This window comes from Flavobacterium sp. 20NA77.7 (assembly GCF_031326205.1).
Lineage (GTDB): Bacteria > Bacteroidota > Bacteroidia > Flavobacteriales > Flavobacteriaceae > Flavobacterium > Flavobacterium nakdongensis.
In genome coordinates, this window is sequence record NZ_CP133721.1 from 1,568,353 (window position 1) to 1,584,905 (window position 16,553).

Genomic DNA, 16,553 nt, shown 5'->3' on the forward strand with positions numbered 1-16,553 from the left:
TTTTTTATTTTATGATTGATTAAGTTTGCTATTTTTATAACCATAGGAAAAGTAAACTACTAATCCTATTACTAACCATCCTGAAAACCAAAGCCAATTAGAAATAGTCATTCCTGTTAACAAATAACTACATGAAATCAACCCTAACAAAGGTATTAACGAGAAATTTTTAGTAAAGGCTAATACAGACATGATTACACATACTACGTAAAATATAAGCAAAGGTAAATTAGTAGCTATTTTATCTTTTGAAAAATCGAGTATATCTATAAAATAGGTAGGAAATAAATAATTAACTACAAGCACTGCACCTATAAAACCAACAGGAAATATAAACTTAGAATTAATATATGGTATTCTAAATTTACCTTTACTTTTAGCCATTTCTTCTTCACTTTGAGGTGACAACATTAATACACCTCCACAAACCAAAACAAATGCAAATAATGTACCTATACTTGTAAAATCTAATACAAGATTTTCATCAGTAAAGAATATAGGCAACCCTACCACAATACCTGTTACTATAGTTGCATAGCTAGGAGTTTTATGTTTTGGGTGAATTGTAGCAAATCTTTTAGGCATTAATCCATCTCTACTCATTGTCATCCAAATGCGTGGCTGTCCCATTTGAAAAACCAACAATACGCTTGTCATAGCTACTACAGCAGCTATTGATACAATGAACAACATCCATTTAATGCCTTTTATAGCAAATATTTCTGCTAAAGGATCTGATACTCCAAGTAGCTCATAAGAAACCATACCTGTTAATATAAGTGCCAAAATGATGTAAACAATTGTACAGGCAATTAAGGAATAAATCATTCCTTTAGGCAAATCTTGTTGCGGATTTTTGCATTCCTCCGCCAATGTTGATACCGCATCAAAACCTATATAGGCATAAAAAACAGCAGATACACCAGCCATAACACCCCCAAAACCTTTTGGCATAAAAGGAGACCAGTTATCTATATCTATATAAAAACAACCTACAATAATTACTAACACGATTACTGCCATTTTAATAATTACCATAGCATTACTAACATTGCGCGATTCTTTTGCACCTCTGTACACCAAATACGTGATTAACACATTAATTAAAACTGCAGGTAAATCAAAAATAATTTTCAAATTACCCAACATAGGCGCGCTATTCCAAGCAGCTAATCCTTCACCCGATTTATTATCAAGAAAGGCAGTATGTGCAGACTGGTAATTAATGGTTAACCAATCTGGTAAATGAATGCCAAACGTTTCTAATAAATTTGTAAAATAACCACTCCAAGAAAAAGCAATGTAAATATTCCCAATAGAATATTCCATAATTAAAGCCCAGCCGATTATCCAGGCAAACAATTCACCAAAAGAAACATACGCATACGTATACGCACTACCTGAAACGGGAACTCGAGACGCAAATTCGGCATAACACATCGCTGTAAAACCACAAGCTATTGCACAAATAATATACAACAACACCACACCTGGACCTCCTTCAAAACAAGCATTTCCAATGGCACTAAACGTACCTCCACCAATAATAGCAGCAATTCCAAATAAAGTTAAATCCCTAACATTCAACACTTTGTTTAACCCAGCATGATCACCATCTCCTCCTTGTTTAAGAATAGTAGCTATTGATTTTTTTCTAAAAATATTCATTGGCATGGCAGTTTATGTATTAGTTCGAAATGAAAAAATTATTTTATTTTGAGACAAGAGCAAATATATAATTTATATCAATATAGATTTAAGATATACTTATTATTTTATCATAATCAAAAACTATTGCAATATAAAAATATATAATAAAAATATATGGATATATGCCTTTTTTTAAGTAAATTTGCATTAGAAAAGTTCCAATATACAAGAGCTTTACACACGAATAGTTCTAACATTAAATAATTAAAAAAATGGCATTAGTAGGAAAAAAATTCCCAAACATTACCGTTGATGCAATCTCTCACATGGGAGATAATTTAAGAATCAACATTTTAGAAGAAGCAACAAAAAACAATAAGAAAGTAGTCTTATTTTGGTATCCAAAGGATTTTACATTTGTTTGTCCAACAGAATTACACGCTTTTCAAGCTGCATTAGGTGAATTTGAAAAAAGAAACACAATAGTTATTGGTGCTTCTTGCGATACTAACGAAGTACATTTTGCTTGGTTAAACACAGCAAAAGACAATGGTGGAATTGAAGGTGTTACTTATCCGTTAGTTGCAGATACAACTAGAAATTTATCTACTGCACTAGGTATTTTAGAAGCTGAAGATGTGTTTAACGAGGAAACAGGAGATTACCTAATTGAAGGTTCAAATGTAACTTACCGTGCAACGTATTTAGTTGATGAAACTGGAGTTATCTTCCACGAAAGTGTAAACCACATGCCTCTTGGAAGAAATGTAAATGAGTATTTAAGATTAATAGATGCTTATACACACGTTCAAACTAAAGGGGAAGTTTGTCCAGCAAACTGGGAAGAAGGAAAAGATGCGATGAAAGCAGACAGAAACAGTACAGCAGCTTATTTAGCTTCTCATTAATAATTTTGTTTCAAGTTTCAGGTTATTCAACTTGAAACTTGAAGCTTTAAACCTTAAATTAAAAAAATGTTCCAAGAAATAGCACAAGATAATTTAGCCGAAGTGGTAGCTTCTAATGAGGTGGTTGTTGTACAATATGCTGCGTCATGGTGTGGAAATTGCCGTATTATGAAACCAAAATTTAAATTATTGGCTTCACAAAATGAAAATATTCCTTTCCTTATAGTAGATGCTGAAAAATTTCCAGAATCTAGAAAACTAGCAAAAGTAGACAACTTACCCACATTTGCTACATTTAAAAATGGCGTATTAGTAAATCAAACACAAACTAACAAGGCTGAAGTATTAGCAGAATTAGTAAACGAAGTTGTATAACTACGGATTAATTTATTCATTTATCACACCTTATTTAAACAAACAAATAATAGCACATATGAAATTACCAGTAATCAAACATTTAACTCAATTCATTGAAGAAAACGATCAGGATTATTTAATAGAAACTATAGAAGTTTTAGAAGCGTTAACTGAAGTTCCATCTTTAAAAGATGAAGAATTAGATGTTATAGGTGAATTAATTTCAAATATGTATGGTGCATTAGAAGTCAACCAACTCATAAAAAATGGTACAGACAAGAAAACAGCGCTAAATGAGTTTATGAAACGCGTACTCGGTTCCATTGATAAAGAATAAAAAATCACGACAAATAGTTAAGGAGCTTTGCTCCTTTTTTTATTTACTTATTTTATTTAATTTTGCCAAAATAATACATACGAAATAGAAATGGGAAGAGCATTTGAATTTAGAAAAGCACGTAAAATGAAACGTTGGTCAGCTATGGCAAAAACGTTTACAAAAATTGGGAAAGACATTGTAATGGCAGTTAAAGAAGGGGGTCCTAGTCCTGAAACAAATGCCAGACTGAGAGCAGTTATTCAAAATGCAAAGGCTGCAAACATGCCTAAAGACAATGTTGAACGTGCTATTAAAAAAGCATCAGATAAAGATACAGCAAACTATAAAGAAGTACTTTTTGAAGGATATGCGCCTCATGGTATAGCTATTTTAATTGAAACAGCTACTGACAATAACAATAGAACAGTTGCAAATATTAGAAGTTATTTCAACAAATGCAATGGAACTTTAGGTACACAAGGTTCTGTAGAATTCATGTTTGATCATACTTGTAATTTTAGAATTCCCGCAGAAGGTCAAGATGTGGAAGAATTAGAATTAGAAATGATTGATTTTGGTGTTGAAGAAATATTTGCAGATGAAGATGGAATTGTAATGTATGCGCCTTTTGAAAGTTTTGGTGCCATTCAAAAAGAATTAGAAAATCGTGGATTAGAAATTTTATCTTCAGGCTTTGATAGAATTCCGCAGGTAACTAAAGAATTAACTGCTGAACAAATTGCAGACGTGGAAAAATTATTGGAAAAAATTGAGGAAGATGACGATGTAATGAATGTTTTTCACACAATGGCTGAATAACTAATTAGAAATTGAAAATACAAATTAAAAAATGCAGTATTAAACTAATTTAAGCTGCATTTTTATTTTATACTAATTCTACAATGAACATTAAAGTACTCGCAATAGGCAAAACAGATAACAAAAATCTTCAAGCATTGATTGAGGAATACTCCAAGCGTTTAGGGTTTTATATTAAATTTGATTTAGATATAATTCCAGATATCAAAAACGCTAAAAATCTTTCTGAAAGCGAACAAAAAATAAAAGAAGGGCAATTAATTCTAAACAAACTAAGTCCTACAGATTATTTAATCTTATTAGATGAGAACGGAAAAGAATTTAGCAGCATAGGGTTTTCTGAATTTTTACAAAAAAAAATGAACTCAGGGCTTAAAACAATCGTTTTTGTTATTGGTGGCCCATATGGTTTTTCAGAAGAAGTTTATAAAAAAGCTGAAGGAAAAGTGTCTTTGTCACAAATGACCTTTTCGCATCAAATGATTCGTTTATTTGTAATTGAACAAATTTATCGTGGGTTTACAATACTTAACAACGAACCCTATCATCATCAATAAGTCTTTAATATAAAAAATTTGAAAATGAATTAAGTATAAAAATTTCCATTAGACATTACCCATTACCCCTCCGTCACTTCGAGTAGCGAAGCGTATCGAGAAGCCATCACCCATTACCTTGCTTTAATTGATTCATTAACTTTACACATTCTACTGCTTCCGCTACATCATGAACACGTAAAATAGAAGCACCTTTTTGCAAACAAAATGCATGTAAAAATGTAGTTCCATTTAATGCTTTTTCGGGCGTAGTTTCCAGTGTTTTGTAAATCATAGATTTTCGTGAAATACCTGCTAAAATTGGCAATTCGTGAAACTGAAGCAATTCTAACTTTTGTAATAATTCATAATTATGTGCCATTGTTTTAGCAAATCCAAAACCTGGATCAATAATTACATCATTTATACCTAAACTTCGTGCTGCAGCAATTCGTTCAGAAAAATAGAAATTAACTTCTTTTATCAAATTATCATAATGGGCTAAAGTTTGCATTGTTTGTGGCGTCCCTTTCATATGCATCATGATATAAGGAACTTGTAATGAGGCTATAGTAGGCAACATTTGTTCGTCTAATAAACCTGCTGAAATATCATTTATAAGTGCAGCTCCATGAAGTATAGCATTTTTTGCCACTTCACTTCTAAAGGTATCTACAGAAATTAGAATTGTTGGAAAATTTTTTAACAATACATCCACTACAGGCACTACTCTATTCAATTCTTCTTCTTCAGAAACAAAATCAGCGCCAGGCCGACTAGAATAACCACCCACATCAATAAAAGTAGCACCTTCATCTAACATTTTGGCTACTTTAGTAATGATAGCATGCTCACTTTTCAATGTACCCCCGTCAAAAAAAGAATCGGGAGTAAGATTTAAAATACCCATTACCTTAGGTGTTGATAAATCAATGAGAGTTCCTTTGCAGTTTATTGTTGACATCTAATTTTTTACTTATATTTGAAGTTTAATTCAATTTACAATTTTTTAGTGAGTAAATTGGTGTTGGGTTAAACTATTTCAACCAAAATTTATACAAATATAATCTAAAATAATGTCAAATACATCTCAACAATATGATAAAGTAATTGCGGTTTGCCGTGATTTATTCACAAAAAAAACACACGATTATGGTACAGCATGGCGTGTATTACGATTACCATCACTTACTGATCAAATATTCATCAAAGCACAACGCATTAGAAGTTTACAAGAAAATGATGTTCGCAAAGTAGATGAAGATGAAGTGTCTGAATTTATTGGAATAATAAATTACTGCGCCATGGCATTAATACAAATGAAAAAAGGTATAGCTACACAACCTGACATGCCTGCTGAAGAGGCTATTCGCTTGTACAATGAAAAAATTGCAGAAACTAAAGCGTTAATGGAAAATAAAAATCACGATTACGGTGAAGCTTGGAGAGATATGCGCGTGAATTCATTAACCGATTTAATCATTCAAAAACTCTTACGTGTTAAACAAATTGAGGACAATAAAGGAAAAACATTAGTTTCTGAAGGTATTGATGCGAATTACCAAGACATGATTAATTATGCTGTTTTTGCATTGATTTTAATGGAAGAAAACAAAAACTAAATTATGAATAACCAATTATGAATACAAAAACTATTTCTTGGACACTACGAATTGTTGTTGCTGCTTTGTTTATTGTTTCAGCATTGGCAAAACTATACCCATCGCCTTATTTTGCCATTTCAACTTTTGAAGTGAAGCAATTGTACCCGCTTGGTTTTCCTGAAAATTTAGCTAGTTATTTTTCCAGAACATTAATAGGTGTTGAATTTGCACTTGGATTTCTACTCCTAATTCCACATTATTTAAAAAAAATCACCATTCCAGCAACCATAGTCTTACTTCTTGTTTTTATCATTCATTTAAGTTACGAAACCTTTGTAAGCGGAAATTCTGGAAATTGTGGTTGTTTTGGAGAATTATTACCCATGACGCCTGTAGAAGCCATTCTTAAGAACATCGTCGCAATTGGTTTATTAATTTGGTTACTTAAAATTCTTCCAAATGACACAAAATCAAACATTTGGATTCTTAGCACTATAAAATTAGCTTGTATACTTGTTATTTTTATGCTTGCGCCAATGAAAGCAAGTTCAAGCTCAAGCTCAAATAGCAATACTGAAATTGATAATTCTGCAATTAACTTTAATGAAGACGCTACTACTTTGACTAATAAAGCAGCTGAACAGTATGCAGATTCAATAGAAAAAAGTGCACAGAAAAAAAATAATTCAATTGAAGACGTTAAAAAAGAAATGGGTCCAAAACCAACCAAATCAGGTTATGCAGAATACTTCTCTGATATAGATAAAGGTAGAAAAATATTTTGCTTCTTTGTGCCCGGTTGCGAACATTGTCGTCATGCTGCAAAAGAATTATATGCCTTACAAAAAAAATATAAAGATTTTCCAGAAGTAAGAATTATTTTCATGGATGAAGAAGCTGAAAAAATTCCTGATTTCTTTGCTTTTGCAGGTACAAAATTTCCTTATAAAGTAATTGATGTAATTCCTTTTTGGACAAAACTTGGCACAGGTAAAGACACACCTGGTGTTGTGTATTTATGGAATGGAAATGTCATAAAATTTTATGATGGAATTGCAGAAAAAGCGTTTAATAAAAAAGAATTTGAAAAAATAACAACCAAAGCTTATAAAAAATAAATCCAACTTTAAAATCAATACAAATGAAAAAAATCATTGCACTATTTAGTTTAATCGTTTCAAGTATTTCTTGTCAAGCACAGACAGAATTTAAAGATGAATCACTAACTGCTACTTTTTTTACCAGTGAAAATACTAAAATTGATTTCAAATCGATTTTAGAAAAACACAAAGGAAAAGTCATTTTTATTGACATTTGGGCTTCTTGGTGTTCAGATTGTTTAAAAGCACAACCAGAAGTAGAAAATTTATACCAAGGCTATAATGAAAATGTTGATTTCATCACCCTTTCTTGCGACAAATCTTATGAATCGTGGAAAAAAGGCATTGAAAAATTTGATGTAAAAGGCGAACATTATTTAATACCTGATGGTATGAAAGGTATTTTTGGCAAATCAATCAAACTGGATTGGATTCCTAGATATATGATTATTGATAAAGAAGGAAAAATTGCTGTTTTTAAAGCGATTGAACCTACGGATGCACAAGTAAAAGAAACAATAAACAAATTAATAAATTAACATGAGAAAAAACATTGTTGCAGGGAACTGGAAAATGAACAAAGATTATGGTCAAGCCCTAACATTAATTAATGAAATAAAAGAAGGAAAACCTGCCTCTAATGCAGAAATAGTATTGGCTACTCCATTCCCTTTTTTAGCAAAAGCAGTTGAATTAGTAGAAGGAACCGATATACAAATTGCAGCACAAAACATGCATCAAGCAGAAGGTGGAGCATTTACAGGAGAGATTTCTGCAAGTATGCTAACAAGTATTGGTGTTCATACTGTAATTTTAGGCCATAGCGAAAGACGTGCTTACTTTCACGAAACAGATGCTTTATTAGCTAACAAAGTGGATACCGCATTGAAACACGATATGACTGTTATTTTTTGTTTTGGCGAGGAATTAAAAGACAGACAAAGCAACAACCATTTTAATGTAGTGGAGTATCAACTAAGAGACGGTTTATTTCATTTAAAAAACGAAGATTGGAAACATATTGTGTTAGCTTACGAACCAGTTTGGGCAATAGGAACAGACGAAACAGCTTCTCCAGAACAAGCACAAGAAATGCACGCTTTTATTAGAAATTTGATTCAAAAAGTGTATGGCACTGATGTAGCCGAAAACGTTTCTATTTTATATGGCGGAAGTGTAAAACCAGATAATGCCAAAGAAATTTTTTCTAAGCCCGATGTGGACGGCGGACTAATTGGAGGTGCAGCACTAAATGCAACTGATTTTTTCGGAATAATTAGCGGAATATAAATTAAAGCCCTAAGGAGATTACTTTACATGCTTATTTCTTTTCACATAACTATGTAAAAAATCTCCTTTAGGTTTTCCTAAATCAAAAGCACTCCACTTAACTAAAGTTCGTGTTGCTAATCGAGCTTTATCATTATCCCAATTTTCATATTCTATTCTATAAATTGCCGAATAAATTTCTGCACGGCCTACTCCATGATAGCAATGAATTAAAACAGGATAATTTGCTGGGTTATCCATAATTTTAAAAAAATAATCTAAGTTTTTTTGCGTTGGCACTTGATCTGAGCCATTATTGAAATAGCTTACTCCAGGAATTTTCGCAATTGCTTCTTTCTCTGCAGTCAATTCGGTAGGAATTTCCGGATTATTTACATCATCTCCAGTGCCTGGAAAACGTAAATCAATTATACTTTTAATCTTATATTTTTTCACATATTCAGGCAATTCAGCAGGAGGAATAACACCACTTTTATATACTTTATGTTCTGTAATAGTTTCAAAATTGTGATTAATATGCATGTCATACACATATTTTCCTGCAAAAATGAAAAGTGCTAAAACGACCACTAAAACTATTTTTTTTTTCATCTCTTGTTACTTTGTATTAGGCTTACCTAATTTTTTATCTATAATTTTCGAAAAATAATCTTGAATAAAAGCTTTACAACTTAACTCTAAATCATTCATTTCTTTGTTGCGTTTACCAATCAAATTAGTTCTAAATTTTTTATCATCTATATTGTAAAATCCAATTGCTTTTTTACCATCAAACACACAAATATAGTTACCTTTCATGAAATGATAATTATTAGTATTATAATTTATCAAATAAGGCTCAATATCTTTTTCTTTCGAAACCAAACTTCTACCCCAACTTCTAAAAGGCCTATTAAATCCAATTAAATCTAGAACAGTTGGAAAAATATCAATATGTTGTGCTATTTCTTTATTTTCGCCTATTAAATTGCTATCTGGTTTATAAATCAGTATAGGAACTGCAATTCTATTCACAATTTTATCTGAATATTCTTCTGTATAAGCTACTTGATTACAATGATCTGCAGTAATAATGAAAATAGTATTGTTAAACCAAGACTGTTTTTTCGCCGATTCAAAGAATTTTTTAAATGCATAATCTGTGTATCCTATACACTGATGCATAGGAATACTACCTTTTGGAAACTTTCCTTCATACTTTGTGGGAATAACAAACGGCTCGTGAGAAGAAACGGTAAATACCGTGCTAAAAAAAGGCTGTTTCTTTTCACTAATGGTTTGATTCATATATTGCAAAAAAGGCTCGTCCCAAATTCCCCAAGAACCATCAAAATCTTTGTCATTATCATATTCCGTCATGCCATAATACTGATCAAATCCTAAAATATTTGCAAATCCTAAAAATCCCATCGATCCGTTTGGCGCACCATGAAAAAAAGAAGTAGTATACCCTTTCTCTTTTAAACAAGAAACCAACGATTCTATATTTTGTTTAGTATAGGGCGAAGATGTAAAAGCATCTTGAAAAGACGGTATTCCCGAAAGAATAGAAGCCATACCATGAATAGACTTATAGCCATTTCCATAAGCATTGGTAAAAATCATACTTTTTGTCGCCAACGAATCTAAAAATGGGGTATAACTTCTATATCCTTTTATATGAGTATTTTTATTGAATGCTCCTAGATATTCCCTTCCCATACTTTCTGTTATGATTAATACAATGTTAGGCGTGGAAGGTTTATTATTCTTATAAAATTTTATGGGTTTAAAATTAGATTCAATAACTTGATTTGGAATAGAAAAAGCTGTTTTCTTAAAGGTTTGTACACCTAACGTTCTTATAAATGTAAAGGTAGAATTCAACACCACATCTGCATGTTGTGTCTTTTGGACATAGGTATTGGCATCAACTAAACTAATCGGACGCGTACTTTTCTTAAAATCCCCCCTAATACCACCAATCGATAAAAGTGCAACAAAAAGCACACCTAGAAGAGAAGTGATTATATACTTTGATTTTGGATGTGTATTTAATACATAAGTAACTTTTACTTTTCGATACAAATAAATCCAAAAAGCAACCATAAGAATATATAATAAAAACACATGCCAATAGGTATATAAAAATCTAAAAATCATGCCTCCTTTTGCTTCTTCATGTTTAAAAACTTCCCAAGCAGCAAGCGTAAATCGAGAAAAATTAAATCTATAGTAAATTAAGTCAATAAAATTAAGCGAATAAAACAACAAATTTGTACTGAAATAAACACCAAATAATAATTGTTGAAATTTAGGTTTTGTATTTATAAAGAGAGGAAATACAGAAAGTATAATAAATAAACTATTTACATATAAAATCGCTGTAGTGTCAAAAGCTAATCCATGATAAGCAAGAGAAATAAAATCGGAAAACGAAGTTATTTCAACTAAATCGGCATTATAAAAACAAAATAAAATTCTAGCTACAAAATAAAATATATAAACTAAAAATATTCTGAAAAACAGTGCTTTATATTCATCTATTCTTAAAAAATGCTTCATCCATTCATGCAATTAGATTACAAAATTAATAATATTAATAGCTTAAAATACTAATCCACTAAATTTAATTCGTTATTTTTTTATAAATTGCATTACGAAATAAACCATGACATATATGATTACTGTAACAAGACTTTTCGATTTCCCCTACTATCAAGCAGAAAAATTCAATCTTTCTGATGCATTAGTTACTAAATATGGTACAGATTGGGTTAAAACATCAACAAAAGACTATTTAGATAAAGCAAATGCCATTTCAAGAGCATTACTTAGATTAGATGTTGCAAAAAATGATAAAATAGCCATTATTTCTTCAACAAACAGAACCGAATGGCATATGTGCGACATAGGTATATTGCAAACAGGAGCACAAACTGTTCCTATATATCCAACTATAGCTTCAGAAGATTATGAATATATTTTAAATCATTCAGAATCTAAATTTTGCATCGTTTCAGACCAAGAAGTTTATGCTAAATTAATTGCTGTCCAAAAAAACATTCCCGCTTTGAGAGAAATTTATTCTTTTAATGAAATTGAGGGTTGTAAAAATTGGAAAGAATTACTTGAATTAGGCGCAGATAACTCAAACCAAAATGTAGTTGAAGACAGAAAAAACAATGTAAGTCCAACAGATTTAGCAACTATAATTTACACCTCAGGAACTACTGGAAAACCTAAAGGTGTGATGCTTTCTCATGAAAACATCGTTTCTGATGTATTGATGAGTGCACCTAGAGTTCCTCTAAGAGAAGGAGATACAAGGGCGCTAAGTTTCTTACCTATTTGTCATATTTTTGAACGTATGCTTACATACCTATATCAGTACTATGGTATTTCAATATACTTTGCAGAAAGTATCGAAAAAATTTCAGACAATTTAAAAGAAGTAAAACCTCACGTAATGTCTGTTGTGCCAAGATTACTAGAAAAAGTATACGATAAAATTTATGCTAAAGGAGCCGAATTAACCGGCATTAAGAAAAAATTATTCTTTTGGGCGACAGGCTTAGGTATTCAATATAAACCCTACGGTGAAAATGGTTGGTTCTATGAATTTCAATTAAAAATAGCGAAAAAATTAATTTTCTCAAAATGGCAAGAAGCATTAGGAGGAGAATTAGAATTATTAGTTTCTGGAAGTGCAGCTTTGCAACCTAGATTAACTAAAGTTTTTACCGCAGCAGGCATTCCTGTAATGGAAGGTTATGGACTAACAGAAACTTCTCCCGTAATTTCAGTTAACGACATGCGAAACAGAGGCTTTAAAGTAGCCACAGTGGGAAAAGTAATTGAGGGCGTAGAAGTAAAAATAGCCGAAGATGGCGAAATCTTATGTAAAGGACCAAATGTGATGATGGGTTATTACAAAGATGAATCACAAACTAATGAGGTATTAAAAAATGGTTATTTTCACACAGGTGATATCGGCGAAATTGACGCGGAAGGCTTTTTAAAAATCACTGATAGAAAAAAAGAAATGTTCAAAACCTCAGGTGGAAAATATGTAGCTCCTCAATTATTAGAAAATACCTTCAAACAATCCCGTTTTATTGAACAAATAATGGTCATAGGAGAAGGAGAAAAAATGCCAGGCGCATTTATACAACCCAATTTTGAATTTATTAAAGAATGGGCAAAAAAACATCCAAGTATCAAACTCGGCTCAAAAAATGAAGAAATTAGCACTAATGAAGCTGTAATAAAAAGAATTGAAGAAGAAGTCGAACATTATAATGAAAAATTTGGAAATTGGGAAAAAGTAAAACGATTTGAATTGACTCCAGATATTTGGTCAATAGACGGCGGACATCTTACCCCAACAATGAAATTAAAACGTAAAATAATTTTAGAAAAATATAAAAATTTATATGCTAAAATTTACAGTTAAAAAACCTAACTCCTTAATAATTAAGGAGTTTTTTATTTGTTTTAAAACTATTTTTACTAATTTTATAACATTAACCAATTAAACTAAAAAATTATGAACACAAAAAATTTTATTATTGGCGGTATCGCAGGCGGTATCATTAATTTCTTTTTAGGTTGGATTTTTTACGGCATGCTATTTAAAGATTTGTATCCGCAAACGGGTAACGAAAATTTACTTTTTGTATTTTTAGGTTGCTTAACTTTTGGATTTTTAGTATCACAAATTACCATTAATTGGGCACAAGCAATAGACTTTTCTTCAGGTCTTAAAGTCGGAATCATTGTAGGGCTTCTATATAGTTTATCCATGAATTTTTTCATGTATTCAAGTATGCAAGTAAACTATGAAAATATGGCAATAGATGTAATCATCAATATAATCTCTACTGGACTTATAGGAGCAACAATAGCCGCAATAAATGGAAAATTAAAATAAAATATTTGTTGATTTATTTTTTATAAAAACTCCTCAAAAGGAGTTTTTTTTTATATCTTTATAGTACTTCTTTTAAATATAAAAATCAAAAAAACTGTTAAATAATCAAAATTACTATGCGCGCATAGTAATTTTGATTATATTTGTAAAACGAAAGCATTAATTTAAATGAAAGATAAAACAATTGACTACGTTTTAAGAGCCACTTGGCAAGCCATTGCCAGAATGTATAACGAAGAGGCAACAAAATATGGTGCAACAATGGCAACTGGGTTTACGTTACTTAGCATTGATAAAGAAAACGGTACGCCTTCTACTTCGTTAGGACCCAAAATGGGAATGGAAGCAACTAGCCTAACACGCACATTAAAAATGATGGAAGAACGAGGATTAATCATGAAAAAGAAAAATCCATCTGACGGAAGAGGCGTATTAATTTATCTAACAGACGAAGGAAAAGAAAAAAGAGAGCTTTCAAAAGATACTGTTTTGCGTTTTAATGACACTGTAAAAAAATATATTTCTGATGAGCAACTCAAAAATTTTATGGAAGTTGCCCAAATTATAGATGATTTAATTGCCGAAAAAAAAATATTTTAATTTAACCTACTACTAAAAACTCACGTAATGAAACGTACTATAAAAAAAGTTGCAGTCATAGGATCTGGAATCATGGGTAGCGGTATTGCTTGCCACTTTGCTAATATTGGTGTAGAAGTGTTACTTTTAGACATTATTCCAAATTCTCTTTCAGAGGCGGAAGAAAAAAAAGGACTTACACTTGATCACAGAGAAGTAAGAAATCGCATTGTAAATGAGCATTTAACCAATGCCTTAAAATCAAAGCCAGCTCCTATTTACCACTCAAGTTTTGCATCAAGAATTACGACTGGTAATACAACAGATGATATGGCTAAAATTGCCAGTGTAGATTGGATAATTGAAGTTGTTGTGGAACGATTGGACATCAAAAAACTTGTCTTTGAACAAATTGATAAATTTAGAAAACCAGGAACTTTAGTTACTTCAAATACATCTGGTATTCCTATTCAATTTATGAGCGAAGGAAGAAGTGATGATTTTCAACAGCACTTCTGTGGAACACACTTTTTCAATCCAGCACGTTACTTAAAGTTATTCGAAATTATACCTAGTCCAAAAACTTCAAATGAAGTATTGGATTTCTTAACTAATTATGGTGAAAAATTCTTAGGAAAAACTTCAGTTGTAGCTAAAGACACTCCTGCTTTCATTGGTAACAGAATTGGTATCTTCGGAATTCAAAGCTTATTCCATCAAGTGGCAGCAATGGGATTAACCGTTGAAGAGGTTGATAAATTAACCGGACCCGTTATTGGTCGTCCAAAATCAGCTACTTTTAGAACGGTTGATGTGGTTGGTTTAGACACTTTAGTGCATGTAGCAAACGGAATTTATGAAAATTGTCCTACTGACGAAGCACATGAATTATTCAAGCTTCCTGAATTTGTCAATAAAATGATGGAAAACAAATGGTTAGGAAGCAAAACAGGACAAGGCTTCTACAAAAAAGAAGGAAAAGACATTCTCACTTTAGATTTAAATACATTAGAATACAGACCTAATAAAAAAGCATCTTTTGCTACTTTAGAATTAACCAAAACGATTGAAAAACCAATTGATCGATTCAAAGTTTTAATTACTGGAAAAGACAAAGCAGGTGAATTTTACAGAAAAAACTTCGCTTCTATGTTCCAATACTGTTCAAACAGAATTCCGGAAATTACAGATGCTTTCTATAAAATCGATGATGCTATGAAAGCAGGTTTTGGATGGGAAAATGGTCCATTCGAAATTTGGGATGCAATAGGTGTAGAAAAAGGAATCGAATTAATGCAAGCAGAAGGATTACAACCTGCTTCTTGGGTTACCGATATGTTAGCTACTGGAACCACTTCTTTCTATTCTATTAAAGATGGAGCAACACACTTCTACTCTATTACTACTAAAAAAGTTGAGAAAATTCGAGGTCAAGATGCCTTCATTATTCTAAATAATATTAGAGATACTAAAAAAATATGGAATAATAGCGAAAGTATCATTACTGATTTAGGTGACGGCATCATCAATTTAGAATTTACATCAAAAATGAATTCGATTGGTGCGGGTGTTTTACAAGGCATAAATAAAGCAATTGATATTGCGGAAAAAGAATACAGCGGCTTAGTTATTGGAAATCAAGGGGCTAATTTCTCTGTTGGGGCTAATTTAGCTATGATTTTCATGATGGCTGTAGAGCAAGAATATGACGAATTAAACATGGCTATCAAAATGTTCCAAGATACGATGATGCGTTGTCGTTATTCTTCAATACCAGTTATTGCTGTACCTCACGGAATGACATTAGGTGGTGGTTGTGAATTAACCATGCACGCAGACCGAGCAGTTGCTGCCGCAGAAACCTATATCGGATTAGTCGAATTTGGCGTTGGAGTTATTCCAGGTGGTGGTGGTTCTAAAGAAATGGCATTGAGAGCCTCTGATTTATTCCGTAAAAACGATGTGGAATTAAATGTCCTTCAAGAATATTTCTTAACTGTGGGAATGGCAAAAGTAGCCACTTCAGCTTATGAAGGATTTGATATTGGCGTTTTACAAAAAGGAAGAGATATTGTTGTCGTAAACAAAGATCGCCAAATTGCGACAGCGAAACAAGTAGCCTTACAAATGGCCGAACAAGGTTACACACAACCCGTTAGAAGAAAAGATATCAAAGTATTAGGAAAACAAGCTTTAGGTATGTTCTTAGTTGGAACAGATCAAATGGAAGCGGGTAACTACATTTCTGAACATGACAAAAAAATCGCCAACAAATTAGCTTATGTAATGGCGGGTGGCGATTTATCAGAAGCAACGTTAGTTTCTGAACAATACTTATTGGATTTAGAAAGAGAAGCATTTTTATCATTAACTGCAGAAAGAAAATCGTTAGAAAGAATTCAGTACATGTTAACAAAAGGGAAACCGTTAAGAAATTAGAAGCCCCCCAACCCCCGAAGGGGGAGTTGAAAAGCTTTGA

Annotated in this window: 17 protein-coding genes; 13 read left to right on the forward strand and 4 right to left on the reverse strand. The window is 31.8% G+C overall.

Annotation, left to right across the window (positions count from 1 at the left end; translation table 11 throughout):
* Positions 1-9: 9 nt before the first annotated feature.
* Entirely contained in the window at positions 10-1,674 is a 1,665-nt protein-coding gene (locus tag RF683_RS06980; protein ID WP_309531618.1) for an amino acid permease, read from the reverse strand.
* A 248-nt stretch (positions 1,675-1,922) separates the two neighbouring features.
* Here RF683_RS06980 and RF683_RS06985 point away from each other — a divergent pair, with 248 nt between their 5' ends.
* From RF683_RS06985 to rlmH, 5 genes are all read left to right on the forward strand, one after another.
* Positions 1,923-2,558: a peroxiredoxin gene (locus RF683_RS06985; protein ID WP_309531619.1), complete on the forward strand. Its 636-nt coding sequence runs from the start codon at positions 1,923-1,925 to the stop codon at positions 2,556-2,558.
* A 66-nt stretch (positions 2,559-2,624) separates the two neighbouring features.
* On the forward strand, positions 2,625-2,933 hold the full coding sequence (locus RF683_RS06990) for a thioredoxin family protein (protein ID WP_298654835.1): 309 nt from the start codon (positions 2,625-2,627) through the stop codon (positions 2,931-2,933).
* 58 nt (positions 2,934-2,991) lie between these two features.
* On the forward strand, positions 2,992-3,252 hold the full coding sequence (locus tag RF683_RS06995) for a DUF6952 family protein (protein WP_298654838.1): 261 nt from the start codon (positions 2,992-2,994) through the stop codon (positions 3,250-3,252).
* 90 nt (positions 3,253-3,342) lie between these two features.
* Complete coding sequence (locus RF683_RS07000; RefSeq protein ID WP_298654841.1) at positions 3,343-4,053, forward strand: YebC/PmpR family DNA-binding transcriptional regulator; 711 nt, start codon at positions 3,343-3,345, stop codon at positions 4,051-4,053.
* An 83-nt stretch (positions 4,054-4,136) separates the two neighbouring features.
* Entirely contained in the window at positions 4,137-4,610 is a 474-nt protein-coding gene (gene rlmH / locus RF683_RS07005; RefSeq protein ID WP_309531620.1) for a 23S rRNA (pseudouridine(1915)-N(3))-methyltransferase RlmH, read from the forward strand.
* 106 nt (positions 4,611-4,716) lie between these two features.
* Here rlmH and folP read toward each other — a convergent pair whose 3' ends face one another.
* Positions 4,717-5,553 (reverse strand): dihydropteroate synthase, encoded by an 837-nt coding sequence (gene folP, locus RF683_RS07010; RefSeq protein ID WP_309531621.1) that lies wholly within the window; start codon positions 5,551-5,553, stop codon positions 4,717-4,719.
* 112 nt (positions 5,554-5,665) lie between these two features.
* Between folP and RF683_RS07015 the strand changes: the two genes are divergently transcribed.
* The 4 genes from RF683_RS07015 to tpiA are packed head-to-tail and all read left to right on the forward strand — an operon-like array spanning position 5,666 to position 8,583.
* Positions 5,666-6,211 (forward strand): DUF1599 domain-containing protein, encoded by a 546-nt coding sequence (locus RF683_RS07015; protein ID WP_309531622.1) that lies wholly within the window; start codon positions 5,666-5,668, stop codon positions 6,209-6,211.
* Positions 6,212-6,228: 17 nt separating this feature from the next.
* Positions 6,229-7,311 (forward strand): MauE/DoxX family redox-associated membrane protein, encoded by a 1,083-nt coding sequence (locus RF683_RS07020; RefSeq protein ID WP_309531623.1) that lies wholly within the window; start codon positions 6,229-6,231, stop codon positions 7,309-7,311.
* A gap of 23 nt (positions 7,312-7,334) precedes the next feature.
* Positions 7,335-7,832: a TlpA disulfide reductase family protein gene (locus tag RF683_RS07025; RefSeq protein ID WP_309531624.1), complete on the forward strand. Its 498-nt coding sequence runs from the start codon at positions 7,335-7,337 to the stop codon at positions 7,830-7,832.
* Between the two features lies 1 nt (position 7,833).
* Positions 7,834-8,583 (forward strand): triose-phosphate isomerase, encoded by a 750-nt coding sequence (gene tpiA / locus RF683_RS07030; RefSeq protein WP_309531625.1) that lies wholly within the window; start codon positions 7,834-7,836, stop codon positions 8,581-8,583.
* 18 nt (positions 8,584-8,601) lie between these two features.
* Here tpiA and RF683_RS07035 read toward each other — a convergent pair whose 3' ends face one another.
* Both RF683_RS07035 and RF683_RS07040 read right to left on the reverse strand, forming a co-directional pair.
* Positions 8,602-9,174: a dual specificity protein phosphatase family protein gene (locus tag RF683_RS07035; RefSeq protein ID WP_309531626.1), complete on the reverse strand. Its 573-nt coding sequence runs from the start codon at positions 9,172-9,174 to the stop codon at positions 8,602-8,604.
* A gap of 6 nt (positions 9,175-9,180) precedes the next feature.
* A complete protein-coding gene (locus RF683_RS07040) occupies positions 9,181-11,127 on the reverse strand; it encodes an LTA synthase family protein (protein WP_309531627.1) in 1,947 nt (648 codons plus the stop codon).
* A 115-nt stretch (positions 11,128-11,242) separates the two neighbouring features.
* On the opposite strand from RF683_RS07040, the gene RF683_RS07045 reads away from it, so the two are divergent.
* The 4 genes from RF683_RS07045 to RF683_RS07060 all read left to right on the forward strand — a co-directional run bounded on the left by RF683_RS07045 (position 11,243) and on the right by RF683_RS07060 (position 16,513).
* Positions 11,243-13,018: an AMP-dependent synthetase/ligase gene (locus RF683_RS07045; RefSeq protein ID WP_309531628.1), complete on the forward strand. Its 1,776-nt coding sequence runs from the start codon at positions 11,243-11,245 to the stop codon at positions 13,016-13,018.
* A gap of 93 nt (positions 13,019-13,111) precedes the next feature.
* The gene (locus RF683_RS07050) at positions 13,112-13,495 is read left to right on the forward strand and encodes a hypothetical protein (protein WP_309531629.1); all 384 of its coding nucleotides are present in this window, start codon (positions 13,112-13,114) and stop codon (positions 13,493-13,495) included.
* A 168-nt stretch (positions 13,496-13,663) separates the two neighbouring features.
* Positions 13,664-14,095 (forward strand): MarR family winged helix-turn-helix transcriptional regulator, encoded by a 432-nt coding sequence (locus RF683_RS07055; RefSeq protein ID WP_298656937.1) that lies wholly within the window; start codon positions 13,664-13,666, stop codon positions 14,093-14,095.
* 27 nt (positions 14,096-14,122) lie between these two features.
* Complete coding sequence (locus tag RF683_RS07060) at positions 14,123-16,513, forward strand: 3-hydroxyacyl-CoA dehydrogenase/enoyl-CoA hydratase family protein (protein ID WP_309531630.1); 2,391 nt, start codon at positions 14,123-14,125, stop codon at positions 16,511-16,513.
* Positions 16,514-16,553: the final 40 nt, after the last annotated feature.